Source organism: Calditrichota bacterium, from assembly GCA_013151735.1.
Classification (GTDB): Bacteria; Zhuqueibacterota; JdFR-76; order JdFR-76; family BMS3Abin05; genus BMS3Abin05.
The window spans coordinates 19,090-43,882 of sequence record JAADHR010000127.1 but is presented as its reverse complement, the minus strand read 5'-3'; the positions used below and the strand labels follow the sequence as shown (position 1 = coordinate 43,882).

26 protein-coding genes are annotated in these 24,793 nt (G+C 49.0%); 1 reads left to right on the top strand and 25 read right to left on the bottom strand.

Annotation, left to right across the window (positions count from 1 at the left end; all coding sequences use genetic code 11):
- Positions 1-133: 133 nt before the first annotated feature.
- The 21 genes from GXO76_08895 to dusB all read right to left on the bottom strand — a co-directional run bounded on the left by GXO76_08895 (position 134) and on the right by dusB (position 19,159).
- Entirely contained in the window at positions 134-1,285 is a 1,152-nt protein-coding gene (locus GXO76_08895) for an acyl-CoA dehydrogenase (protein ID NOY77971.1), read from the bottom strand.
- A gap of 15 nt (positions 1,286-1,300) precedes the next feature.
- Entirely contained in the window at positions 1,301-2,062 is a 762-nt protein-coding gene (rnc, locus tag GXO76_08890) for a ribonuclease III (GenBank protein ID NOY77970.1), read from the bottom strand.
- 78 nt (positions 2,063-2,140) lie between these two features.
- Positions 2,141-3,382 carry a beta-ketoacyl-ACP synthase II gene (gene fabF / locus GXO76_08885; protein NOY77969.1) on the bottom strand — a complete coding sequence of 414 codons (1,242 nt, stop codon included), beginning with the start codon at positions 3,380-3,382 and terminating at the stop codon, positions 2,141-2,143.
- Positions 3,383-3,613: 231 nt separating this feature from the next.
- Entirely contained in the window at positions 3,614-3,856 is a 243-nt protein-coding gene (locus GXO76_08880) for an acyl carrier protein (GenBank protein ID NOY77968.1), read from the bottom strand.
- 108 nt (positions 3,857-3,964) lie between these two features.
- Positions 3,965-4,711 carry a 3-oxoacyl-[acyl-carrier-protein] reductase gene (fabG, locus tag GXO76_08875; GenBank protein ID NOY77967.1) on the bottom strand — a complete coding sequence of 249 codons (747 nt, stop codon included), beginning with the start codon at positions 4,709-4,711 and terminating at the stop codon, positions 3,965-3,967.
- A 17-nt stretch (positions 4,712-4,728) separates the two neighbouring features.
- On the bottom strand, positions 4,729-5,646 hold the full coding sequence (gene fabD, locus GXO76_08870; GenBank protein NOY77966.1) for an ACP S-malonyltransferase: 918 nt from the start codon (positions 5,644-5,646) through the stop codon (positions 4,729-4,731).
- Positions 5,646-6,737: a tetratricopeptide repeat protein gene (locus GXO76_08865; GenBank protein NOY77965.1), complete on the bottom strand. Its 1,092-nt coding sequence runs from the start codon at positions 6,735-6,737 to the stop codon at positions 5,646-5,648. Before GXO76_08865 ends, fabD begins: the two co-directional genes overlap by 1 nt.
- A gap of 135 nt (positions 6,738-6,872) precedes the next feature.
- A complete protein-coding gene (locus GXO76_08860) occupies positions 6,873-7,841 on the bottom strand; it encodes a ketoacyl-ACP synthase III (GenBank protein NOY77964.1) in 969 nt (322 codons plus the stop codon).
- A gap of 23 nt (positions 7,842-7,864) precedes the next feature.
- Positions 7,865-8,872 carry a phosphate acyltransferase PlsX gene (gene plsX, locus GXO76_08855; GenBank protein NOY77963.1) on the bottom strand — a complete coding sequence of 336 codons (1,008 nt, stop codon included), beginning with the start codon at positions 8,870-8,872 and terminating at the stop codon, positions 7,865-7,867.
- A gap of 25 nt (positions 8,873-8,897) precedes the next feature.
- Positions 8,898-9,080 carry a 50S ribosomal protein L32 gene (rpmF, locus tag GXO76_08850; GenBank protein ID NOY77962.1) on the bottom strand — a complete coding sequence of 61 codons (183 nt, stop codon included), beginning with the start codon at positions 9,078-9,080 and terminating at the stop codon, positions 8,898-8,900.
- 49 nt (positions 9,081-9,129) lie between these two features.
- Entirely contained in the window at positions 9,130-9,651 is a 522-nt protein-coding gene (locus GXO76_08845; GenBank protein ID NOY77961.1) for a DUF177 domain-containing protein, read from the bottom strand.
- Positions 9,652-9,991: 340 nt separating this feature from the next.
- Entirely contained in the window at positions 9,992-10,414 is a 423-nt protein-coding gene (ndk, locus tag GXO76_08840) for a nucleoside-diphosphate kinase (protein ID NOY77960.1), read from the bottom strand.
- Between the two features lie 179 nt (positions 10,415-10,593).
- Positions 10,594-11,199 carry a 2-oxoacid:ferredoxin oxidoreductase subunit gamma gene (locus tag GXO76_08835; GenBank protein ID NOY77959.1) on the bottom strand — a complete coding sequence of 202 codons (606 nt, stop codon included), beginning with the start codon at positions 11,197-11,199 and terminating at the stop codon, positions 10,594-10,596.
- Positions 11,200-11,204: 5 nt separating this feature from the next.
- Entirely contained in the window at positions 11,205-12,029 is an 825-nt protein-coding gene (locus GXO76_08830) for a 2-oxoacid:ferredoxin oxidoreductase subunit beta (GenBank protein NOY77958.1), read from the bottom strand.
- Position 12,030: 1 nt separating this feature from the next.
- Positions 12,031-13,152, bottom strand: a complete 1,122-nt coding sequence (locus tag GXO76_08825) for a 2-oxoacid:acceptor oxidoreductase subunit alpha (GenBank protein ID NOY77957.1) — start codon at positions 13,150-13,152, stop codon at positions 12,031-12,033.
- 28 nt (positions 13,153-13,180) lie between these two features.
- Positions 13,181-13,426: a 4Fe-4S dicluster domain-containing protein gene (locus GXO76_08820; GenBank protein NOY77956.1), complete on the bottom strand. Its 246-nt coding sequence runs from the start codon at positions 13,424-13,426 to the stop codon at positions 13,181-13,183.
- A gap of 34 nt (positions 13,427-13,460) precedes the next feature.
- Positions 13,461-14,339: a succinate--CoA ligase subunit alpha gene (gene sucD, locus GXO76_08815; protein NOY77955.1), complete on the bottom strand. Its 879-nt coding sequence runs from the start codon at positions 14,337-14,339 to the stop codon at positions 13,461-13,463.
- 44 nt (positions 14,340-14,383) lie between these two features.
- Entirely contained in the window at positions 14,384-15,541 is a 1,158-nt protein-coding gene (gene sucC / locus GXO76_08810; protein ID NOY77954.1) for an ADP-forming succinate--CoA ligase subunit beta, read from the bottom strand.
- A gap of 64 nt (positions 15,542-15,605) precedes the next feature.
- Positions 15,606-16,553: a carbamate kinase gene (arcC, locus tag GXO76_08805; protein ID NOY77953.1), complete on the bottom strand. Its 948-nt coding sequence runs from the start codon at positions 16,551-16,553 to the stop codon at positions 15,606-15,608.
- 3 nt (positions 16,554-16,556) lie between these two features.
- Complete coding sequence (locus GXO76_08800; GenBank protein NOY77952.1) at positions 16,557-17,879, bottom strand: GTPase; 1,323 nt, start codon at positions 17,877-17,879, stop codon at positions 16,557-16,559.
- 314 nt (positions 17,880-18,193) lie between these two features.
- Positions 18,194-19,159, bottom strand: coding sequence for a tRNA dihydrouridine synthase DusB (gene dusB, locus GXO76_08795; GenBank protein ID NOY77951.1), 966 nt, complete (start codon positions 19,157-19,159; stop codon positions 18,194-18,196).
- A 196-nt stretch (positions 19,160-19,355) separates the two neighbouring features.
- Here dusB and rpmB point away from each other — a divergent pair, with 196 nt between their 5' ends.
- Entirely contained in the window at positions 19,356-19,550 is a 195-nt protein-coding gene (gene rpmB / locus GXO76_08790) for a 50S ribosomal protein L28 (GenBank protein ID NOY77950.1), read from the top strand.
- 307 nt (positions 19,551-19,857) lie between these two features.
- Here rpmB and ftsZ read toward each other — a convergent pair whose 3' ends face one another.
- The 4 genes from ftsZ to murB form a co-directional block, all read right to left on the bottom strand.
- Complete coding sequence (gene ftsZ / locus GXO76_08785; protein NOY77949.1) at positions 19,858-21,036, bottom strand: cell division protein FtsZ; 1,179 nt, start codon at positions 21,034-21,036, stop codon at positions 19,858-19,860.
- 389 nt (positions 21,037-21,425) lie between these two features.
- Complete coding sequence (ftsA, locus tag GXO76_08780) at positions 21,426-22,760, bottom strand: cell division protein FtsA (GenBank protein NOY77948.1); 1,335 nt, start codon at positions 22,758-22,760, stop codon at positions 21,426-21,428.
- Positions 22,761-22,969: 209 nt separating this feature from the next.
- A complete protein-coding gene (locus tag GXO76_08775) occupies positions 22,970-23,809 on the bottom strand; it encodes an FtsQ-type POTRA domain-containing protein (protein NOY77947.1) in 840 nt (279 codons plus the stop codon).
- Complete coding sequence (murB, locus tag GXO76_08770) at positions 23,810-24,718, bottom strand: UDP-N-acetylmuramate dehydrogenase (protein NOY77946.1); 909 nt, start codon at positions 24,716-24,718, stop codon at positions 23,810-23,812.
- Positions 24,719-24,793 lie beyond the last annotated feature (75 nt).

Sequence of the window (24,793 nt, the reverse complement as noted above, 5' to 3'; positions counted from 1 at the left end):
CTGGCTGCGGGATCTGAATATCCCATGACAAAACCAGTCGGGCAAATGCTGTTTGCGGCCAATCCGGATGTTCGGTCAGACAAGCTCCCAAAGGGAAAGGACTCATCCCCGGGAACCGCTGCTTTTGGGTACGTTACGCGCCTTTTTTTACCACATCGCGTCCGATAACCAGACGCTGAATTTCGTTCGTGCCCTCGTAAATCTGCGTAATTTTGGCATCTCTGAAATATTTTTCAACCGGGTAATCCTTCATGTAGCCGTATCCGCCAAAAAGCTGTACGGCTTCGGTGGCCACGTACATAGCGGTGTCGGAAGCAAATAATTTGGCCATTGCCGATTCACGGGAAACATCCTTCTGTGTGCCGGCGTCAACCGTTTTGGCAACACCGTAAACCAATCCGCGGGAGGCTTCCACGCGGGTGGCCATGTCTGCTATCTTAAATTGAATGCCTTCAAAGGAGGAAATAGGCATCCCGAACTGGTGCCGCTCTTTGGTGTACTGCACGGCCAATTCGAGGGCGCCCTGGGCAATCCCCAATGCCTGTGCCGCTACGCCCGGCCGGGTGCGGTCAAAGGTATCCATGGCAATCCGAAACCCCCGGCCTTCTTTTCCAAGCAGATTTTTGGCCGGAATGCGGCAATCTTCAAAAATCACTTCACTTGTTGCTGAGGCCCGAATGCCCAACTTATCTTCCTTTTTTCCAAATTTGAGTCCCGGTGTGCCGTCTTCCACCAAAAAGGCAGAAATTCCGCGCATGCCGCGGGCCGGATCCGTACTGGCAAAAACCGTGTATAAACCCGCCACGCCGCCGTTGGTAATAAAATGTTTGGTGCCATTTAACACATAAGAATCTCCATCCTTAATGGCCCGGGTTTTAATGGATCCGGCATCCGAACCGGCGCCCGGTTCCGTCAGACAGTAGGCCGCCAGATAATTCCCCTCGGCCAATTCCGGCAGGTATTTCTTTTTCTGTTCTTCGCTTCCCGCCAGAATAATCGGATAGGTGCCGAGTGCCGTGGCGGCCAGGGCCAGAGAAATACCCCCGCAGGCGCGGGAAAGTTCTTCCACCATAATGACCAGATCCATAATTCCCCCGCCAAATCCGCCATATTCTTCCGGAATATACGTTCCAAAAAAGCCCAGTTCTTTAAAAATCTTCACAATATCCCAGGGAAATTTCCCTTCGCGATCGTACTCCGCAGCCACGGGTCGAATTTTTTCTTCAGCAACCTTGTGCGCAAGTTCTTTCAACATGAGCTGTTGTTCGGTCAAAAAGTAATCCATGAATGTCCTCCGTGCTTAATGTTCTATTTTACTTAACGCATCTTTTGCCGCTTGCTGCTCGGCCTGCTTTTTGTTTTTTCCCTGGCCCACACCCCACGTTTTATCTTTTACCTGAACGGAAATCCGAAAGGATTTGTCGTGTTCGGGCCCCGTTTCTTCTTCAACAAAATATCTGGGCACTCCAAATCCGTGGGCTTGCGTGTATTCCAGCAGTTGGCTCTTAAAATTTCGATTTAAATACCGGTGCAGAATGTCATCCAAATGGGCCAAAATAAGTGAATCAATGACGCTTTTGATGGCCTCATAGCCGCCATCCAGATAAACGGCACCAAACACCGCCTCCATGGCATCCGAAATAATCGAACTTCGATCGCGGCCCCCTGATTTTTCTTCACCCATTCCCAGATAAAGGTACTCGCCCAAGTGGATTTTTCGGGCAACCTGCGTGAGAATTTTTCGACTGACCACAAGGGATTTAATTTCCGTCAGGCGGCCTTCCGGTTGAGTCGGGTATTTCTTATAAAGGAATTCGGTAACAATCAGGCCCAATATGGCATCTCCCAAAAATTCGAGCCGTTCATTCGTTTCGGCGTGAGAGTGATGGGTCATCCCCACAAACGAGCGGTGCTTCAGGGCCAGGATCAATAGAGCCGGATCTTTGAATCGATAGTGCAGGGCCTGGTAAAGACGTGAAAATTTTTCTTCGTCTTCGGAACGGTTTGTTTCTCGGTGTTCCTTCTTGCCCAACAGGCTAATTTTTGAAAACCACTTCTTCATTAAGAATCGCAAAATAAATCGGATATCGCCATCGGAAACATTGTAAACTCGAAGATTAACTGTGTACAGGCGCCGGGTTTATTCATCGAAACGTTTCACCGCCAGAGTTACATTGTGTCCCCCGAATCCGAAGGAATTGCTAATGGCCGTGCGAACCTCTTTTTTAACGGCCTTGTTGGGGGTGTAATTTAAGTCACATTCCGGGTCAGGATGTTCGTAATTGATGGTCGGGGGAACAAGCCCATTCCGGATCGTCAAAATGCTGGCAATAAATTCAATGGCACCCGCTGCGCCCAGCATGTGCCCGATCATCGACTTGTTGGAACTTATGGCGATTTCATACGCATAATCGCCAAAAACCTTTTTGATTGCCTCTGTTTCCATCCGATCATTGTGAGGTGTGGATGTACCGTGAGCATTAATGTAGTCGACCTCTTCCGGTTTTAGGCCGGCTTCCCGGATTGCCAGACTCATTGCATTGGCCGCGCCAATCGCTTCCGGATCGGGGGCGGTAATATGGTAGGCATCGGCCGTCATTCCGGCGCCGACAACTTCTGCAAATATTTTGGCCCCACGGGCTTTTGCGTGATCCAATTCTTCCAGAATAACAATGGCGCCCCCTTCGCTCATGACAAATCCGCTTCGTGTGGCGTCAAATGGGCGACTCGCTTTTTTGGGATTGTCATTCTCTTCGGAGATGGCATGCATGGCATTAAACCCGGATATTCCGACATGGGTCAAAGGCGCTTCGCTTCCTCCGGAAATAATGACGTCCGAATTGCCGTATTTGATTTCCCGATAAGCCAGAGCAATGGCGTGGGCCGCGGTGGCGCAGGCCGACGTGGGGGAGTAGTTGATGCCCTTCACGCCATAAATCATCGAAATGTACCCGGGAGAAATATTCGAGATCATCATTGGAATCAAAAACGGGCTGACGCGTTTGGGGCCGAACTCAACCAGCTTGCGCACTTCATCTTCAAATTTTTTCAGTCCGCCAATTCCGGAACCCACAACCACACCCACACGAAACGGATCCTCTTTCTCAAATTCGAGACCGGAGTGTTCAACGGCTTCTTTGGCGGCCGCCACGGCATATTGAGTAAATGCATCCATCCGCCGGGCAATCTTGCGATCCATGTACCGGGTGGGGTCAAAATTTTTTACTTCGGCGGCAAATTTGGTTGCATATTCACTGGTGTCAAATTTGGTCAAATAATCGACCCCACTGACACCCTCCACAAGGGATTTCCAGAAATCATCCACGGTTAATCCGATGGGAGTTATGGCGCCCATGCCCGTAACCACAACCCTTCGACTCATGGTGCATCCTTTCGTCTGATTCCAAATGATCGGTTATTTCATACTTAAAAACTGGGGAGCGGATTCATCTGATCCGCGCCCCTGGGTAAGAACTTTAATAATTGGGGAAGTGCCCGCCCCCGAAATTAAAATCTTTTAAGGAAACAGGCACTTCTTTTTTCTGGCCAACAGAATCGAAAAATACTCCTAAAAAAGATGTTTTTCGATCACACGTATTTGTAGAAAAAAAGTTTATTCTTTTTCTGCCAACTTCTGATGCAGATATTCGATTGCCTTTCCGACGGTGGTCATTTTTTCAGCATCTTCATCAGGAATTTCAATCCCAAACTCTTCTTCAAAGGCCATCACAAGTTCAACGGTATCCAATGAGTCAGCGCCCAAATCTTCGATAAAATGAGCATCTTCTGTAACCTGACTTGGATCCACACCCAGTTGATCCACAATAATTTCTTTTACCCGATCGTCAACTGCCATGCGTCCTTTACCTCCATTTTTAGTTCGTATTTCTCAATGTTCCATTTTTGTTTAAGGGAACATTTCCGCATTCTTCTTTCAACAAAAAAACAAAATCATCCTTTTCACCTACATTCTCATACCGCCATCCACCTGGATAATCTGGCCGGTCATGTAGTTCGCATCATCCGAACAGAGGAAGGCAACCACCCCGGCCACATCGTCAGGCTTCCCGGGACGTTGAAGCGGAATCCATTGCAACATAAGCTTTTTCGCTTCTTCCGGAATGGATGCGGTCATGTCGGTTTCGATGTAACCCGGAGCAACCGCATTGACCGTAATATTCCAGGCCGCCAACTCCTTGGCAGCCGCCTTGGTCATTCCGATAATTCCGGCCTTGGAGGCAGCATAATTGACCTGCCCGGCGTTCCCCATCATTCCGACGACGGAGCTCATGTTAATGATTTTACCGGATCGCTGCCGCATCATCGGACGGGCCGCGGCCTTGAGGCAATTGAAGGTTCCCTTCAAGTTGACTGCCATCACGGAATCCCAATCCTGTTCCTTCAGACGAATCAAAAGATTGTCTTTGGTAATTCCGGCATTATTAATGAGGATATCGATTTTCCCAAATTTTTCAATCGTTTCAGAAATAATTCGTTTGGCCTCGTCCACACCGGAAACATCGGCCTGAATTTGAAGGACCTCTCCGCCGCCAGACTCGATTTGTTCGGCCACTTCCGCCAATTTTTCCACGCTTGAGCGCGTTACGATAGAAACCCTGGCTCCTTCCTCAGCCACGCGAAGCGCAATCGCCCGGCCAATTCCACGGGCAGCCCCCGTAATCACAACGACCTTGTCCGTAAGCTTTTTCATAAAAATTCCCAAAGTTTTTAGATAGAAATTTTTTCCAAATCCTGTACCGTTCCGACCGGTACACAGGGAACACGTCGATCAATCCGCTTGCTGAGCCCCGTCAACACGCGCCCGGAGCCTACTTCAAAAAACTGTGTGACACCCCGGGCAATCATTTCCTTCACACTTTCCACCCATCGTACCGGATGAGTGAGCTGCTGAAGCAGATTGGATCGGATTTCCTCCGGATCAGTGGTAGCGCGTGCCGTGACATTCGACACGAGCGGGATTTCCGGTTTATGAAAATCGGCCGCCTTGAGCGCTTTTTCCAGCTCCCCTGCGGCACTCTCCATGAGCGGGGAATGAAAGGCTCCGCTCACAACCAGTTCTACCGCCCGTTTGGCACCCTGTTCCCGGGCCAGCTCCACCGCCCGATGCACGCCTTCCACGGAGCCGGAAATAACAATTTGCCCGGGAGAGTTGAAATTCGCCGGAACCACAACACCTGCAGATGAAGCGGTTTTACAAAGCTCCCGAACATTCTCCTCCGACAACCCGATAATTGCGGCCATGGTTCCCGGCTGCTTTTCTCCCGCATGCTGCATCAGCTCCCCGCGCAGTTTTACCAGAGACAAGGCCTGCTCAAAGGTTAGCGCCCCCGCCGACACCACAGCCGAATATTCTCCCAGGCTGTGTCCGGCAACAAGCCCCGGACGAACTCCCTTTTCCTTTAAAAGAGCATCCATTACAACACTGTGGACAAAAAGCGCAGGCTGTGTAATATAGGTTTGTTTAAGGCGATCCTCCGGGCCTTCAAACGAAACCGTTTTAAGATCAAAATCCAGCACCGTGCACGCATAATCGTAATATTCTTTTGCCAGCTTGTGGGATGCGTACACATCTGCTCCCATTCCCACCTGCTGCGATCCCTGTCCCGGAAAAACAAACCCTGTCATCAGCGCTTCAAATTCCTTCCCTTAAGTTGTTCTTCCAGCTTTAACCGCTCCAGTTTGGCCTGACGAATTTCCGAAAGGGCCCGCATATACAGTTTATCCGGTTTTAGCTGAACCGCCTTCTGGTACAGTTTTTCGGCCTCGTCCAGGCGCCCCTGAACCTCGTAAGCCAACCCCAAATCGTAATATGCTTCGGGTTTATTAGGGTATATTTTAACGGCCTGCTCCCATAATTTGGTAGCTTCCGGCCACAAATTGTTTTGTGCCATTTTTTTGCCCGCGTCAATGGGGCCGGGGCCGCCCAAAATGGCACGTTTCAGCGTCACCTCGTGGGGGGCAATGTCCATCACAAATTCACGGACAATTTGACGCGTTAAATCCGTTAAAATGGCGTCGCGCGATTTCAGGGTGCCGCGGCCATCCCGAATTTTGGAGCTTGTGTAGTTCCGGCTGTAGGTTTTTGCCGTTAAAATCGCCCCTGAGGCCACGTCAATTACCCGAAAGGTAACCGTGACCGTCCCCCGGCGAATCTTGTAATAATGCGTCACAAACTGTTCACGATAGACCTTCTTCTTGTGCTTTTTTCCAAAAATATCCTTGGTATAAATGAAATTACCTTTGGCGTCCTTTTCGTATTTGCCGGTCCACACGTTTTCCTTTACGCGCTCCTTGCCGCTCTCATCCTCAACGGAATAGGCCGTTACTTCCCCCGTAATAATCCCGTCCACACCTAACAGCTGTCCGATTTGTTTGGCCTGATCCGGATTAACGATGCCGGCCATCGAAAGCTGATATTCCCGCATGACGTCCTGCAATTTTTCCCGTTCCAAAACGTCAAAATAATTGGAATTCAGCAACTGGGAATTCAAAATACTGACAACCAAATTACCGGATTGCCCCGGACCGGTAAATTCGGTCACGGCCACTCGCCGAATCCCTTTCAGGTTTACCCTGGCCGGTTTCATCACGTGAACCGGCACTTTGGTCGGTCCACAGGCAAATCCAACAAAAATGCTTGCAATTAGTGTGAGAAAAAGCCCCACTCGTGCAAAAGACTTCATCGTTTTGCTCTGTTTTTTATGACGTTCTGCCATTTTATAACCCTCTCTCTCCACTATCGATGCAATCCTAATTTCCCTGATTCCGAAAAAACGACAGGTGTCCCTCTCAGATTTTTGCCCGCAAAAGCGGCTAAAGGAATTGATATATCTAAAATTACGGGTTTTGAATTAGATGCGGAAAAGCACCGAGCTCCAGGTAAAACCAGCGCCAAATGCAACAGCCAGAATCAAGTTTCCGGGATTGATTCGACCATTTTTTCGGGCTTCGTTCAATGCAATCGGAATTGATGCTGCCGAGGTGTTTCCGTATCTGTCCAGATTGACATACACCTTATCATCCTGAACATTCAAGCGTTTGGCGATGGCCTGAATAATGCGAAGATTCGCCTGATGAGGAATAAAAATATCCAGATCCTCACCCGTTAATCCGGCCTCTTCCAAAACGCGAACGGAAGACTCACCCATTAAAGTCACGGCATGGCGGAACACCTCTCGCCCTTCCATTTTCAGATAGAAGGCTTTGGGATCATCCTTTGCCTTAGCGGGAGGCAATAACGATCCTCCGCCCGGCATGTTAAGAAGGTGCCAAAGCCGTCCGTCACTTTTTATATAGGAGCTAATGATTCCTCTTTCGCCATCTGAAGGCTGCACAACAGCCGCACCGGCGCCATCGCCGAAAAGAACACAGGTTGCCCGATCCGTCCAATCGGTAATGCGGCTGAGCAGTTCAGCTCCTATCACCAAAATATTTTTATACTTACCGGAGGCAATCATGCCTTCTGCAAGCGTCAATCCGTACAAAAAGCCCGAACAGGCAGCGCTGATATCCAATGCGGCTGCATTGACCGCGCCAATTTTTTCTTGAAGAAAACAAGCGGCAGAGGGGAAATACATATCTGGCGTTACCGTTCCGAAAAGGATCAGGTCCAATTCGTCCGCTGCCAGATGTGCTTCTTTTAAGGCTTCTTTTGCAGCCCGTGCTGCATAATCAGAGGTTCCTTCATTATCATTCGCAATGTGTCGTTCGACAATTCCCGTCCGTGTCCGGATCCATTCATCAGAGGTGTCCACCATTTCTGCCAGATCATGATTGGTTAACACCCGCTCGGGAACGGCGTGCCCGGTACCCGTTATCATTGCAATTGTTTTTTTCGCCAAACTCACACTCCTGGATTTTTCGCTATTTCCGCTTCGATTAATTTATTCACATCCCGATTAATCATTTTTTCAGCTTCCCGAATGGCGTTCCGTATGGCCTTCGGGGATGAGCTCCCGTGGCACACGATGCTCACGCCATTTACCCCCAGGAGAGGCACTCCCCCATATTCCTGATAATCCATTAGTTTGGACAATTGCCGAAAAGCCGGACGCATAAGAATGGCCCCTAAATTAGAAAGGATATTTTTGCCAATACTTTTTTTTAAGGTGTTTTTAAGCATCCCCACAATGCTCTCGGCAAATTTCAACACAATATTGCCCACAAACCCATCGCATACGATCACTTCGGCCGTTCCCTTTAAAATATCCCGTCCCTCAACATTCCCGATAAAATTAAGACGGCTGTTCTTTAAAAGTTGGTGCGCCTCCCGTGTAAGCGTGTTCCCTTTGCTCTCTTCTTCCCCGTTGCTCAACAGTCCCACCCGGGGATTTTCGGTGTCAAAAATATGGCGCACGTATAACGAACCCATAATACCAAATTGCAGTAAATTAATGGGCTTGCACTCGGCATTTGCCCCCACATCGATGACGACAGACATCCCCTTTTCATTGGGGATAAACGAACCCAATCCGGGTCGATTGACCCCCTTGAGCCTTCCCAGACTCAGCAAAGAGGTGGCCATAAAAGCACCCGTATTCCCCGCACTCACAACGGCCTGCACCTCACCCGCCTTTTGAAGCCGGGTAGCCACCACCATGGAAGCATCCTTTTTCTTTTTAATGGCCTCTGTTGGGGCATCGTGCATTTCAATCACTTCAGAAGCGTGTACCACTTCAATCCCCGACGCGTGCAGGGCATCGAGTTTGGCCAGCTCATCCTTTATTTTTGCCTCATCCCCAACCAATATAATTCCGTAGCGCCCTTTTGCTACTTTTGCCGCCTGCACGGCACCCTCCACTATCGCCTGTGGGGCATAATCCCCACCCATCGCATCTACAGCAATTTTCATTTCTGGCAGGGCTCCAGGTTAATTTTTAGGCTTCCCGCGGGGTATAAACCATTCGATCACCATAATATCCGCAATTCGGGCATGCCCGATGCGGCAATTTCGGCTGATGACAATGTGAACATTCAACAACCGTCGGAGCACTTATTTTCCAGTGTGTACGCCTTTTATCGCGTCGCGCCTTTGAAGTTTTTCGTTTTGGATTTGCCATTTCGTGTTTTTTACTCCTTTCGAACCGAATTTTATCCTATAAAAATCCATTAATTACTATTCAGCAGTCCCCTCAATTTTTCCCATCTCGGATCAACCACATCACTTTTGTGATGGCAGGTCTCCGTATTGAGGTTGGCCCCGCAAACCGGACAAAGCCCTTTACATTCCGATTGGCACAATACCTTCATTGGAACAGCCAACAACAACGTGTCGCGGACATCCTTGGTAATATCAATAATGTCCATGTCTGCCGGATAAGGCCGAATCTCATCATCGTAATTGTGAAAATAGTCGCTGAATTCAATTGCTGGCTGCTCTTTTGAATAGAGCAGCTCGGTTTTTTCACAAATTTCCCTGTCAAATTCACCCAAACACCTGTCACACGTAAAATGAGCCAGTGTACACACACGAATTTTAATAATCAGATTTGAGATTTCCTTGTCAATTTCTACGTGTACACGAACCGGATTCGGGAATCTTTCCTTGCCTTCGATCTCAAAGGAATCAATTTTTTCTTCGAAATCAAATTCCTGAAGGCCAAGTGACAAATGCGATATTTTTAGCTTCATTTCAAATAGTTCTAAATTTATAAAAAAAATGCCTATCAGTCAAGAATTATTTTTGCTGCACATTTAAATTTTACATAAAACAATATTTTAAGTTTCATCATATCCCAAAATTCAGAACAATTTAATCGAAAATATCCTAAATTGCAAAACTTTTTTGTCTGCCGTTTTAATTTTCAGACCTCTTTCCACTGTTTCTGATCAGGTTTTTTATCTCTTCGGTTCGTCACCAAATTATTTTCCGGGAAAAAGAAAAACCGTCTAAAAACACTCCCAAAATAAAATCCCCAATGGAATTCCATAAAATAGAGGGGTTTCCAACGGGGATTTTTGGGCTTTTTATTTATCGATTTGGAATAAGTTCTGTTTCAGAAAAAAAGAAATGAATTTCCGTATTGGCATTTTCAGGTGAATCCGAACCATGCACAATGTTATTTTGTTTGCTTTCGGCATAGAGTTGGCGAACCGTGCCCTTTTCGGCCTCTGCCGGATCCGTTGCACCAATCAGCTTGCGAAAGTCTTCTATCGCGTTCTCCTTTTCCAGTACCATCGGAATGCAGCGCCCGGATGACATGAACGCCACCAAATCCTTGTAAAACGGACGTTCTTTGTGAACCGCATAAAATTCACCAGCCGTTTTTGCATCCATGGAAACCATTTTTATTCCGACCACTCTGAACCCGGCCGTCACAATTTGATCCAAAACCTTTCCAATCAGATTTCTCTCCACACAATCCGGTTTCAGGATTGCCAGTGTCTGTTGTATCAAGCCAACCTCCTTTTTTGATTTTATTTCATATTTAAAACCCGCGAAAAACCCCTGCAAAACAGACCTTTTCCTCCGTGCTTAGTTACACCCCCACTTCGGGCATTGACACAGGAAACCCGGTCGTCTTGCCTTCAGAACGCACCGGGTTTACTGATTTTCCGCATTTTTTTGTCTGCTCAACCCGCAACGGAATCCAGGGATTCTTTCTTCATATACTCTTCGGCAAAATTGAATCCGATATCCAGGGCTTTCAGATTCATTTCTTCTGTACCCCGGGGTGCACGGCGCTTAACCGCATTTTTAATGGCATCGTCAGAAACCACATTTGTAATTCCGACAACAATGCCAAGAGCCAGCACATTTGAGAAAACCGTCCGCCCCAATTCTTTCAGAGCCAACTGGAGAATGGGCAGCTTAATAATCTTGTGCGGGGGATCGTTGAAATCGGTTACCAGATCCGAATCCACCAGAATGATTGCATCTTTTGCCAGATCATTAAAAAAGCGGTTTTTCGGATTGTTTCCACCGTAATAGCGATCGTATGCCCGCTGCGCAAACGCCAGGAAAAAATTGATTTCAGAGGTTTGCGGAAAAATGATCGGATCGTCAGAAATGATGACGTCCACTTTTGTGGCTCCTCCGCGCACCTGAGCCGTATAGGTTGGGCTTTGCAGGGCGTATTTTCCATCGAAATAGACGGCAGCTTCCGCCAGAATGGCACCGGCCAGAATGGCACCCTGTCCACCCACTCCGCTAAACCGGAGTTCAACTCGATTAGACATGTTTTTTAGTCTCCTTTTTTCATCGCTTGGTCAATAATCTGCTGATACACTTCTGTAAATTCCGGGCGGGAGTCATCGCGAACCAGCTCGCCGGTCACGAATTTGCCCTGGAGCTCGTCCGGCTCCATTTTGGCCGCTTTTGTTTTCGGAACACCGTGGTCCCGGACCCAGTGCATCAACTCCACCGGATCGGCCAGGCGATTGCGGCGGCCGAATTGAATGGGACAGGTCGATTCGGCAACAATGACACTAAATCCCTTGTGAGCCATTCCCGTACGGATGTACTTTTCGAGCATAATCCCTTTGGCAATGGTTTCCCGCGCCACGTAGGTAGCACCGGCGCCCATGGCCAGCCTGGCGATGTCAAAATTGGGTTCAACCATTCCGTAGGGGGCCGTACTGGCAATCATGTGGGCGGGTGTGGTCGGGGAGTATTGTCCTCCGGTCATCCCGTAAATATTGTTATCATTAATGATCAGGGTGATGTCAATATTTCTGCGGGCCGCATGAATCAGGTGATTGCCGCCGATCGCAGTCGCATCGCCGTCGCCGCCTACCACCACCACGTGCTTTTCAGGATGGGCCAGTTTAATTCCCGTTGCAAACGCCAGGGCACGACCGTGCGTGGTATGAAGCGTATTCATGTCCATATAGCCGGGCATCCGGCTGGTACACCCGATTCCGGAGACAAAAGCAATATCATTTTTATCCCATTGCAGCGCCGTAAATGCGCGAATGATCGCTTTCATCACAATTCCGATTCCGCATCCCGGACACCACATGTGCGGGATGGTTTCGGTTCTTACATATTCGTCATAGTTAAACGCCATTTTATGCAACCTCCTTCACTCTGCTGACAATTTCTCGGGGACGAATCATCACGCCGCCAACCTGGTTGATTCCAATCACCCTGGCATCCGATTTGGCAATTCGTTCCACTTCCAGGACAATTTGTCCAAGGTTCATTTCCGGGACAATAATCGTTTTCACCTGTTTGGCAATTTCAGCCACCCGTTGTTCAGGAAACGGCCAAATTGTGAGCGGACGGAACAAGCCGACTTTCAGGCCTTCGTTCCGCAGTTCCCTGACGGCGTCCGTAGCAGAGCGACCAATTGAACCGTACGCCAGCACGGCAATTTCCGCATCATCCATGTCAATCTCTTCCCATTTGAGAATATCTTCCAGATGCTCATCGATCTTTTTCTGGCGCCTGACTTGAATTGCGTGAACCACCTCAAAATCCGTGGTGGGAAGCCCTTTTTGATTGTGGCTTAAACCTGTTACGTGGTAGCGGTAGCCTTCAAAGAAATTGGCCATGGGAGGCACATGATCCTCCGTATCGGCAAAGGGCTCGTATTCTTCCGGAGGAACCGTCGGTTTCTTGCGGTCCACGATTTCAATTTCATCCGGATCCGGTAGGGCAACCCCTTCGTGAAGATGTGCGATGACCTCATCCAGCAACAGGATAACCGGCGTCCGATATTTTTCGGCCAGATTAAAGGCCCGAACGGTTTCGTCGAAGATTTCCCGCATGTAGCTGGGGGTCAGGGCAATAATCGGGTGATCCCCATGAGTGCCCCAACGGGCCTGCATGACATCACTTTGAGAGGGGGCGGTTGGCAACCCCGTGCTGGGACCGCCGCGCATGACGTTCACGATTACACAGGGCACCTCGGCAATTGTAGCAAACCCTAAATTTTCCTGTTTCAGGGAAAAACCCGGACCGCTGGTGGCCGTCATGGATTTTCGCCCGGCAAGGGAGCCGCCGATGATCGCCGCCATACTGGCCAATTCGTCCTCCATCTGGATAAACCGTCCTCCCACTTCCGGAAGCAATTTGGACATTCTCTCCGCGATTTCGGAGGAGGGAGTAATGGGATATCCTGCAAAGAAGCGGCATCCGGCAGCAATTGCAGCTTCTGCTACCATTTCGTTTCCGCTATATAATTTCATTTTTTGACTCACGTTCTTTCCTCCAAACTTAATAAACTTTTATGGCGTAATCAGGACAATGAATTTCACACAACATACACTTGGTACATTTTTCGGGGTATTTCACTTCCACCACATACCCCTCCCATTTGTTGGGAGCCTTAATCAGAGCCAAAACATTTGTAGGACAAACATCCACGCAAATGTCACAGCCCTTGCAATTTTCAAAAATAACCTCTATCACGGGAGGTTCTTTTTTTGCCTTTGGTTTTGCTGTCACTTCAGCCGCAGCCATTATTACTCTCCTTATTTTCCTGATTTTACATAAGTTAGTTTCCTTGAAGCGCCCGCTGAACGGTTATGCCAATTTCTGCCGGGCTTTCAACCACATGAATTCCCACCGCACGCAGAGCAGCCATCTTTTCGGCGGCGGTTCCTTTTCCACCTGCAATAATGGCTCCGGCGTGTCCCATACGCCGCCCCGGAGGAGCTGTTCGTCCGGCAATAAAACTCACCACGGGTTTATTGATGTTTTCTTTGATGTAAGCGGCAGCCTCTTCTTCGGCTGTCCCGCCAATTTCGCCAATCATAACAATGGCTTCCGTTTCCGGATCATCCTTAAAAAGCTTTAGCGCCTCTACAAAAGGCGTTCCGATAATTGGATCGCCCCCGATCCCAATGCAGGTTGACTGCCCAATGCCCAAAACCGTTAGCTGGTGTACTGCTTCGTACGTGAGCGTACCGCTTCTGGAAATAACCCCCACATTGCCCCGTTTATGAATAAATCCGGGCATAATGCCTACTTTTGCCTTTTCGGGAGAAATAATCCCGGGACAATTGGGGCCAATCAATCGGGTTGAGCGATCTTCCAAATAGGCGTGCACCTTTACCATGTCCAGTGTGGGAATGCCTTCGGTAATACAAACGGTTACCCCAATACCGGCATCGGCCGCTTCCATAATGGCATCGGCCGCAAACGGAGGCGGAACAAAGATTACGGACGCATTGGCACCGGTTTCCCGCACGGCATCCGAAACGGTATTAAAAATCGGGATTTTATCATCAAATTTTTGCCCCCCCTTGCCGGGCGTAACGCCAGCCACAACATGTGTGCCGTAGTCCATCATCTGGCGTGTATGAAATGACCCTTCACCGCCCGTGATTCCTTGAACCACAAGACGCGTATTTTCATCAATTAAGACACTCAATTTAGACCTCCTTTATCGCACTCTTTTTGTTTTTTCGAAGATATTTATTTAACAGTGGCAACTACCTTTTCGGCGGCATCTTTCAGATTTTCGGCAACTGTAAAATTCAAGCCGGATTCTCTCAGAATACGCCCGCCTTCCTCCGCATTGGTTCCCTGCAGGCGAACCACAACCGGCACCTTCACGCCGATTTTTTTGGAGGCTTCCACAACACCCCGGGCCACGCGATCCCCGCGGACAATTCCGCCAAAAATATTGATGAGAATGGCCTTCACATTTTTATCCGACAAAATGATCTTAAACCCATTTTCAACCGTCTCTGCACTGGCGCTTCCACCCACATCCAGAAAATTTGCGGGTTCCCCACCGGCTAATTTAATGATATCCATGGTAGCCATCGCCAAACCGGCCCCGTTTACCATACAGCCAACGTTGCCGTCCAGCTTAATGTAGTTCAAATTATATTTTGAGGCCTCAACCTCCAGAGGATCTTCTTCATTTAAATCCCTTAGTTCCGCATAGTCGGAATGACGATACATGGCATTGTCGTCAAAATTGATTTTGGCATCCAGAGCCAGAACCCGTCCGTCTTTGGTAACCACCAGCGGGTTAATTTCGGCGAGTGACGCATCGGATGCGACGTACGCGTTGTACAGGGCCATCAAAAATTTCACACCATTTTTCACCTGATCGCCAGCAAGCTTGAGCCCGTACGCCATTTTTCTGGCCTGAAACGGTAGCAGGCCGACCGCCGGATCAATGTATTCTTTCAGGATTTTTTCCGGGGTTTCAGCGGCTACTTTTTCAATTTCAACCCCGCCCTCTGTACTCACCATAAACACCAATTGCGAGCGGGAACGATCCAGAACAACCCCGGCATACAGCTCGCGTTCGATGTCCATCGTTTCTTCAACAAGAACCTTGCGGACTTCTTTGCCTTCCGGTCCCGTTTGATGAGTCACCAAAACCTTCCCAATTAATTCCCGGGCAATCTTTTCGGCTTCTTCCGGACTTCCGGCCAATTTGACACCGCCTGCTTTTCCTCGCCCGCCGGCATGAATCTGCGCTTTTACCACAACTTTTCCGCCCAGCTCTTCAGCAACGCTCCGGGCTTCTTCCGGCGTAAAGGCCACCTTCCCTTTCGGAACGGCCACACCGAACTTCTTTAAAATTTCCTTGGCTTGATATTCATGAATCTTCACTTGGATTATTCCTCCTTACCATTAGACGCTTCAGTTCTTTAATAAAAACTTTTTTATGACGATCTTATTTTTTAAGAATTTGAGTTCCTGTTTCGCCCCGCATGGCCTGCGGGTGTTTTTCTACCGAGGTAATAATCACCCGCTCGCCGCCATCTTCCAGAAAATTAATCGCAGCCTGAATTTTCGGCCCCATGCTCCCTGGTGGAAATTGGCCTTCGGCCATGTAACGCTTTGCTTCTGAAATGGTCAGCGTATCCAGATCGATCTGATCGGGTTTGCGGAAATTAAGGGCTACTTTTTCAACAGCCGTGAGAATAACCAATTCCGTGGCTCCAATCTCCCTGGCCAGAACCGCTGAGGCCAGGTCTTTATCGATAACAGCATCCACCCCTTCAAGCGTCCCGTCTTTTTCAACATAAACCGGAATCCCGCCGCCGCCTGCAGCCACCACAATAATGCCTTCGTCAAAGAGCTGCCGAATAATTTTTTTTTCAACAATATCCAGAGGTTTGGGAGAAGGAACCACACGCCGGTAGCCGCGCCCGGGGTCTTCCTTCACAATCCAGCCACGGGCCAGAAGGGACGGTAAATCTTCCTTCTTATAAAAAGGCCCGACAAATTTCGTCGGGTTTAAAATGGAAGGATCATCTTTATCGACAATAACCTGGGTTAACAGCGTTACCACATCTCTTTTGATCGAGCGCAAGTGCAGTTTATTAAAAAGGGTCTGGCTAATCATATAGCCCATCCCGCCTTCCAGATCGGCAACCACCACACCCAGAGGCAAAGGGGGAACAAGGTGGCGGGAGGCCTCAATACGAATCAGATAATTGCCAACCTGAGGGCCGTTCCCGTGGGTTAGTACCAGATGGTACCCTTGTTCCACCATTTCAATAACACCCAGCAGACTTCTGCGTGTGTTGGCAAATTGCTGATAAATATCGCCTTCTTCAAATTCGCGAGTGATGGCGTTCCCGCCAAGCGCGACGACCGCTTTTTTTTGAGAGGACATGGGTTAAAGCTTTTCAAAAAAGTCTTTGATAAGAGATTCAAGATCGGGTGTGCCTAATTCCTGAAGCTCGTAACGAACTCGGGTACTGGGCTTGTTGATCTTAATTAGATGTTGTAAATTAATGGGTGTTGCAATAATTACACTGTCCGCATCCGTGCGATTTATGGTCTCTTCCAGATCACGAATTTGTTTGGTTCCATATCCCATTGCCGGAAGCAGGGTCCCGATGTAAGGATATTTTTTGAAGGTTTCTTCGATAGAAGCAACCAAAAACGGCCGGGGATCCACCAATTCGGCTGCACCGAACTTCTTTGCGGCCACCACACCGGCGCCGTATGTCATCTCACCGTGCGTCAGGGTTGGCCCGTCTTCCACAACCAACACCCGCTTATTTCGAATGATCTCCGGTTTATCCACAAAAATAGGCGATGCTGCATCCACAACCACCGCCTTCGGATTGATCTTCTCGATATTTTGCCTGACCAATTCCACATTTTCAGGCTCAGCCGTATCGATCTTGTTAATCACCACAATGTCAGCCAACCTCAGGTTGGTTTCCCCGGGGAAATATTTTAATTCATGGCCCGGCCTGTGGGGATCGACTACCGTAATGGTTAAATCCGATTTGTAAAACGACATATCATTGTTTCCCCCGTCCCAGAGAATAACGTCAGCCTCTTGTTCCGCCTGGCGTAAAATAGCCTCGTAATCAACACCTGCGTAAATAACATTTCCCATAGCGATGTGAGGTTCGTATTCCTCGCGTTCTTCAATGGTACACTCATATTTGTCCATATCTTCCATCGTGGCAAACCGCTGTACTCTCTGGGCATTCAAATTGCCGTAAGGCATCGGATGTCGGATAGAAACCACCTTTTTGCCCATAGCCCGTAAAATCCGGCTCACACGCCGGGTTGTCTGGCTTTTACCGCATCCGGTGCGAACAGCCAGAATGGAAATGAGGGGCTTTGTGCTTTTGACCATGGTTTTTTCTCCGCCCATCACCATGAAATTGGCCCCCGCTGCCATTACTTCCGATGCCTTGTGCATAACATACTCGTGTTTCACGTCGCTATAAGCGAACACAACCAGGTCAATGTTTTCATTTTTGATCAGGCGGGTCAGTTCGGATTCGGGATGAATGGGAATGCCCTCAGGGTACAATTTTCCGGCCAGTTCTTTGGGGTATTTTCGGTCATCAATATTGGGGATTTGAGTGGCAGTAAACGCAACAACATGGTAGGCTTCATTATCCCTGAAATACACATTAAAATTGTGAAAATCCCGGCCAGCCGCACCCATAATCAGAACATTCTGCCTTTTCATATCCACCTCACTTTCTTCTATCTAAAAATCATCATAACCTAATTAAAATAAAAACCATTAACAAACAAACCAGAAAAATGTAAGAAAAAAATAGACAAATTTCAATATTTTTGTTGACAATTGCCTGAATGTGAAAAAAAATTAATTTTATTTAAGGAAAAAACGGAAATCACCTGTGGATTTTACTTTTATAAGGGTCTTGGCTGTTGGAGATGAAATCATGGAGGTGAAAAACAGCAAGGACTTTCAACCCCACTATTGGTAATCTTCCCCAAACACATTTCGTCATTCGTTTTGAATGCCGCAGAAAGTCATCACATTCCAAAAAATATCCTTATTTCACGAATGATTGTTTCGGGCTGGGTCAGGGCCATTAGCTGTGCCCGAAACCGGCTGGCTCCCGGCAGTCCCTTAGTGTAGGCGGCCAGATGCTTCCTCATCTCAAAGACCCCCTTCTGACGCCCATAAAATTCCAGAGCCCAGCCAAAATGCTGAAGGCAAATTTCGCCTCTTTCCTGTAAAGTCGGGGAGGGATGTTCTGTTCCGTCCCCCAGCAAAGTTCCTATTTCCCGAAAAATCCAGGGATTTCCGATGGCACCCCGGCCTACCATCACAAAATCACAGCCGGTTTCGCGGAACATTCTGACGGCATCGGAGGCCTGCCAGATATCACCATTCCCCAGCACCGGAATGGATACCGCCCGTTTCACCTCTGCAATCACCGGCCAGACCGCACGGCCGGAATATCCCATGGTTTGCGTGCGGGCATGAACCGTAACGGCCTGAATACCCGCCCGTTCCAAACGCTGTGACACCTCAACCGCCACAATCTCGTCCTTCGACCAGCCAATCCGGATTTTGGCCGTTACGGGAGCTTCCGAAGCATCCACAACCGCTTTGGCAATATCTTCCAGGCGATTCAGATCCCGCAGCAGGGCGGCACCGGCTCCCCGTTTTACCACCTTTTTTACAGGGCAGCCATAATTGATGTCCAGCACATCCGGCTCAAAACGACGAACGATTCGGGCCGCGCGGGCCATAATTCCGGGATCACTGCCAAATATTTGAATGGCAAAGGGGTGCTCTTCCTCCAAAAAATCCAGCAATGCGAAGGTCTTCCGGCTTTCGTACACCAGGCCGTCGGCACTGACGAATTCACCAAAAAGAAACCCGGCCCCCAATCTTTTGCAGATGCGGCGGAAAGGCTGATCGGTAAAACCGGCCATCGGCGCTAAAAATGCCGGATTTGTAATTTTGATTTTTAAAAATTCTTTTTCCACGCTCGGATAGTCGATCGTTTTCTCAGTGGATTGTAACTTACGGTACCTGTTTTTTTATTTGAGAATAGCACAAAATCCCGAAAATTTCAACGGCTTTTCGGATTTCGCTCGATTTGGAGAAAAAAATCTTGCATTTACAAATTTTCTTTTGTATTTTTAAAGTCGCTTAATTTGAAATCATAAGGAGATATGGAAAATGGCAAAGCGTTGTGAAGTTTGCGGCAAAGGGCCAATAGTTGGCAATACCGTGAGCCACGCTCATAATTTGACCAAACGACGGTGGTTACCGAATTTGCAACGGGTTCGTGTTCGTCTTGAAAACGGAACGGTCAAACGAATGATGGTTTGTACCGAGTGTATTCGGTCAGGACGGGTTACCAAAGCCGCCTGATCCCGAATGGCGGGAAACTGGTTTTCCGAGCATTTAGTGCTTCCCGTTCCAATCACCGGTTTCCTTCAAACGATCGTTCCTCAACCCCCCATTTCAATTATTTTTTAAAAGCGGAAATGTTTCCGCTTTTTTTATATTTGGCCCGAACCCTTCCTAATTTGGCGTTTCCGGAAAAGGCATCCCGTAACCGCAGGCCTTATGCCTGCGAATCAAATCACAATGTAGCCGCAGGCTTTATGCCTGCGAATCCGTGTCCAAGCGCATCCGTAAAGGATGCGGCTACATCCGTTCTTGATTGTTTCCCTTTTCAGTCCTGTGCCTGTTTTTTCCTCAGAAAGGTCGGGATGTCAAGATAATCATCCGAGGCTGTCCGCGTTTCGTCTTCCGGCGATTCTTTCGAGGTTTCGAACGGAAAGGCCGGTTTTTCCCTTCGTTTGAATGTGGGAATATCCAGAACCTTGCGCCGCGTTCCGAAAAGCTCCAGCACGTTTCGATCCTCTTCGGCGCTTTGGGCAGAGGCCCCATCGTTTAGCCCGGTAGCAATTACCGTTACACGCACTTCATCCTGAATATTTTCATCCAGAATAGCCCCAAAAATGATGTTTGCATCGGGGCCGGCCGCTTCAAAAATGATCGAGGTGGCATTGTTCACATCGTCCAGAGAAAGGTCCAACCCGCCGGTAATATTGATGAGAACACCCTGTGCACCGGAGATGGACACATCTTCCAAAAGGGGGCTGGAAATGGCACGCATGGCCGCTTCCTGAGCGCGGTCCTGACCGGTGGAAATACCCGTTCCCATCAGCGCGTCGCCCATCTCCGCCATAACCGTGCGCACATCGGCGAAATCCAGATTAATGAGACCGGGTTCAGTGATGAGATCGGAAATGCCCTTCGTTGCATGGAGCAGCACGTCATCAGCCATCCGGAAGGCTTCCAGCAAGGGGGTTCCTTTCGGCACGATGGAAAAAAGACGCTGATTGGGAATAATAATCAGCGTGTCGACTTTCTCCCGCAAGCGGCGGATGCCTTCCATCGCCCGTTTCATCCGTTTAACTCCCTCGAATTGGAAGGGCTTGGTTACGATCGCAACGGTTAAGGCGCCCAATTCTTTGGCAATTTCAGCCACAATCGGGGCCGCCCCGGTTCCGGTTCCGCCCCCCATGCCGGCCGTAATAAAAACCATGTCCACATCCTGGAGGGCCGCTTCCACAGATTCGCGGTCTTCTTCGATGGCCTTTTGTCCCACATCGGGATTTGCTCCGGCACCCAGACCCTTTGTGAGCTTTTTCCCAATCTGAATCTTATTTTTCGATTTGTTTGTGTTGAGGGCCTGAAGATCGGTATTGATCGCCAGAAAATCAACACCCTTCAATTCCGATTCAATCATTCGATTGATCGCGTTTCCACCGGCACCACCCACGCCAATCACTTTCATCTTGGCGGACTGGTCGGCTAAGCTGTCGTATTCAAAGGTCAGGGGCATTTTTGTTCTCCCATTATTTGGTTCGATCTCTTTTTGATTTTATTTTAAGCAAATCTATTTTTAGATGACATCCCAATGCGCCGTCTTAATTGCGTTCCCGGCGCATTGAGTATTTGAGCAGGCGCACGCCCCCCATTACTAATGTAGTCGCAGGCTTTATGCCTGCGCTTTTACAAACAGGCGCACCCATAAAGGGTGCGGCTACACACTGAGAGATGTCCAAAACAATTGATGAACTTGTCGTAAGGCGCACCCGTAAAGGGTGCGGTTACACCCCGCTCCTGCAAGGCCTCATCAACGTCGCACGTCTTTTCACCCACCGATTTTCGACCATTGGGGTAGACCCCAAAGCCACATGCAGGAACGAATCATATCTCAACTGAAAAACCCTAAAAATATTCCGTGACCCACCGTTTCATTGTGCGAACGATTTTATTGAACAGGTGATTGTCTCCGTTACCACCGTCCTCGTCAACGGCCACAAATTCCTCAGAGCCGTGGCGGATTCCGTAATAGATCAGTCCCACACCCGTGGAATGAATGGGGGTCCGTGCCAGCCCCACCAGCCCGCCGAAACCCTGCGGAATACCGGCCTTCACCGGCATATCGAAAATCTGTTCGGCCAGTTCCACCATTCCTTCCAGCAAGGAACCACCCCCGGTTAGAACAAGACCTGCATTGAGAAAATCCCGGTAATCGGAACGCTGAATTTCCCGCCTGGCCAGGGTAAGGATTTCCTCGACCCGGGGCTGGATTATCGAGGTCAGGTAGCGCCTGGGAACACGGGTTGCCGGGCGTCCGCCCACACCGGGGACCTCAATCAAGTGATTCTGATCGTCGGATCGTGGCAAAGCGGCTCCAAATTTTCGCTTAATTTTCTCGGCCTGATCCACCGGCGTGCGAAGTCCCTGAGCAATGTCGTTGGTTACATTTCGCCCGCCCAGCCCAATTACAGCGGTGTGGCGAATACTCCCTTCAAAAAACAGAGCAATATCCGTAGTGCCGCCCCCCAGATCAATTAATCCAACACCGATTTCTTTTTCATCCTCTCCCAGAACCGCGTAACTGGAGGCCAGCGGTTCCAGCACCAAATTCTGGACATTCAATCCTGCCCGTTCTACGCACCGGTAAATATTCTGTGCCGATGTCACGGCGCCGGTCACAATATGCACTTCGGCTTCCAGACGGACGCCGGAAAATCCCACCGGATCCTTGATATTGTCCTGATCATCCACGATGAATTCCTGGGGAATCACATGAATAATTTCTCGGTCGATTGGCAGCGATACGGCTTTGGCAGCATCAATGACCCGGCGAATATCATCCGATTTAATTTCGTGATCCGGCCCGGAAACCGCCACAACCCCCCGGCTGTTGAAACTGTGAATATGGTCACCGGCAATTCCTACATACACCGGGCCCACTTCGGTCCCGGCCATGAGCTGCGCCTCGTTGATGGCCCGCTTAATGGACTGCACGGTCTTTTCCAGATTCACCACCACGCCCCGCCGCAAACCATCCGAAGGAGAAACGCCGACACCGACGATTTTAACATCGTCCGGGTTATCCACTTCGGCAATAATGGCTCCAATCTTACTGGTACCGATGTCCAGTCCGGTAAGGATTTTGTGCGATACGCTTTTCGTCTTTTTCCTCGGCGACAGAGTCGTGCTTTTCTCAAAGTTTCGTTCCTTGCGCGCGGTTCCATTACCTCTATCTGTCATCGAAAACAAGTCCAAACTTTCTACATCTTCTCTCTTTTTCATGGCTGCAACCATTTTTGAGGTTCAAAAAAGGATTTCTGACACCTGCTTTTTATTTTTTCTAAGCCAATAGTTACAAACTATGGTAGCTAAATGCGCTATCATTTATTCTTGCCCATCTCCAAGATGGCGTTCGTCAGCCGCGGGAACACGGCCGATAGTCAGCCCCCTTACTTTACAACCACCTGATTAGCAAAACGGAGATCTACATAGCGTACGTTAGCCACACGGCGCTCTTGCTTTAATTTCCCCAAGATGGCTTTCATGTACTCAATCTGACGGATGTCCAGATCGTTGCCAAAATAGAACGGAAACGCATGCTCCGTCAGATAAACGACCATTCCCTTTTGTGCCGTGTAATCCACCGAATTTATCTTGTAAAACAAATTTTTATCCAGAGCCTTCAGCATTGACAAGAACCAGACCGTCCGATGCAACCGGGGGTTTTTGGTCCGAACACCGGCCTTTTCCCGGAACGGGCCGCTGTGCGTAATAACCGGCAGCGCCAGGGCCTTTTTCCCGGTTAGTTTCGGCAGAAGCACCCCTTCATCATCAATCATCCACACCCTTTTCCCGGCCACATACGCAACGGGTGTTCGTTCTTCCACTTCAATCTCCAATGTTGACGGATATTTTCTGTACACAATGACCGTTTTTAAATAAGGATTTTTCAGGATTTTTTTTTCGATTGCAGAAAGCTGTACATCGGTCAATCGGGTCTGCCGCCTGAAAGAAACATTTTTCAAAATATCCGCTTTATCCAAAATACGATTGCCCCGTACGTCAATCGTCTGGAGCAAAAATGCATTGGAATGGATCATCCAGGAATGCAGTCCCCACAAGAACAAGACAAACAGGGTTAGCCCCAAAATGCTCCAGAGCACACGCATCCACCCTGCCGTTTGTTGAGCAACAGGCGGTCCTGCTTGCCTGCGGCTGCTCTCGCTCCTTTTAGGCGGATGTCCGACCAAAATGGCCTCACTCGACTGCTTTCCGGTATGTCCTGCCATTTACCAGCCAACCAATTCGTTTTCAAGTTCCAAATGAATTCCGGATTTTTGGAACACACGGGAACGCACAATTTCAATTAATTCTTTTATTTCAGATGCGGTTGCTCCCCCGGCATTAATGATAAAATTGGCATGTTTTCTGGAAACCAGTGCCCGCCCGTGGCGAAATCCCTTTAATCCGGCCTCCTGAATAAGCGCCCCGGCGTAGTGGCCCGGCGGACGCTTAAAAACACTCCCCGCCGACGCCCGGGAAAGGGGCTGTTTTTTGCGCCGCCGTTCAAGAACTTCGTTCATACTTTGCCGGATTTTTTTCGGATTGTCCTTCTCCAGTTCAAACGTACCCGAGAGAATGATCCACTCCGGGTTGACAATCCCGCGCCGATAACCGAATCCGAGGTCTTCTCTGGAAATACGGTGTATCTCCCCGGACAAATCCATGATTTCCACCCACACCAGGTGGTCCGCGATTTCCGTTCCGAAAGCCCCTGCATTCATGTGAAGGGCTCCACCCACTGTTCCGGGAATTCCGTAAATCTTTTCGTACCCGCTCAACCCCTCATCGGCCAGGCGCTCAAGTGCCTTCTTCAAAGGCCAACCCGAGCCGATGGTAACACGCGTACCGTCCTGTTTCCAGTCCTTGCAGCATGTTCCCAAATAAACAACGACCCCTCTAAACCCGGAATCACTGACCAACAGATTGGTTCCCTTCCCCAAAACAAACACCGGCAGCCGTTTTTCCTGCGTCCATTTCAGGACCTCCCTGAGACTGTCCCGACTGGATGGAACCACAAAAATATCCGCCGGCCCGCCCACCCGATATGAGGTGTGCCTGGCAAAAGGTTCCCGAATTTTGATCTTGCCCCGCACACGGGATGTTAACTCCGCTGCAAGCGCTTCAATTGTATCCAAAATTCAAACAGCCTCTGATAGTCAACATGCTCTTTCCTAAAAGTCTTTTGCCACGAATGTCGCGAATTTTCACGA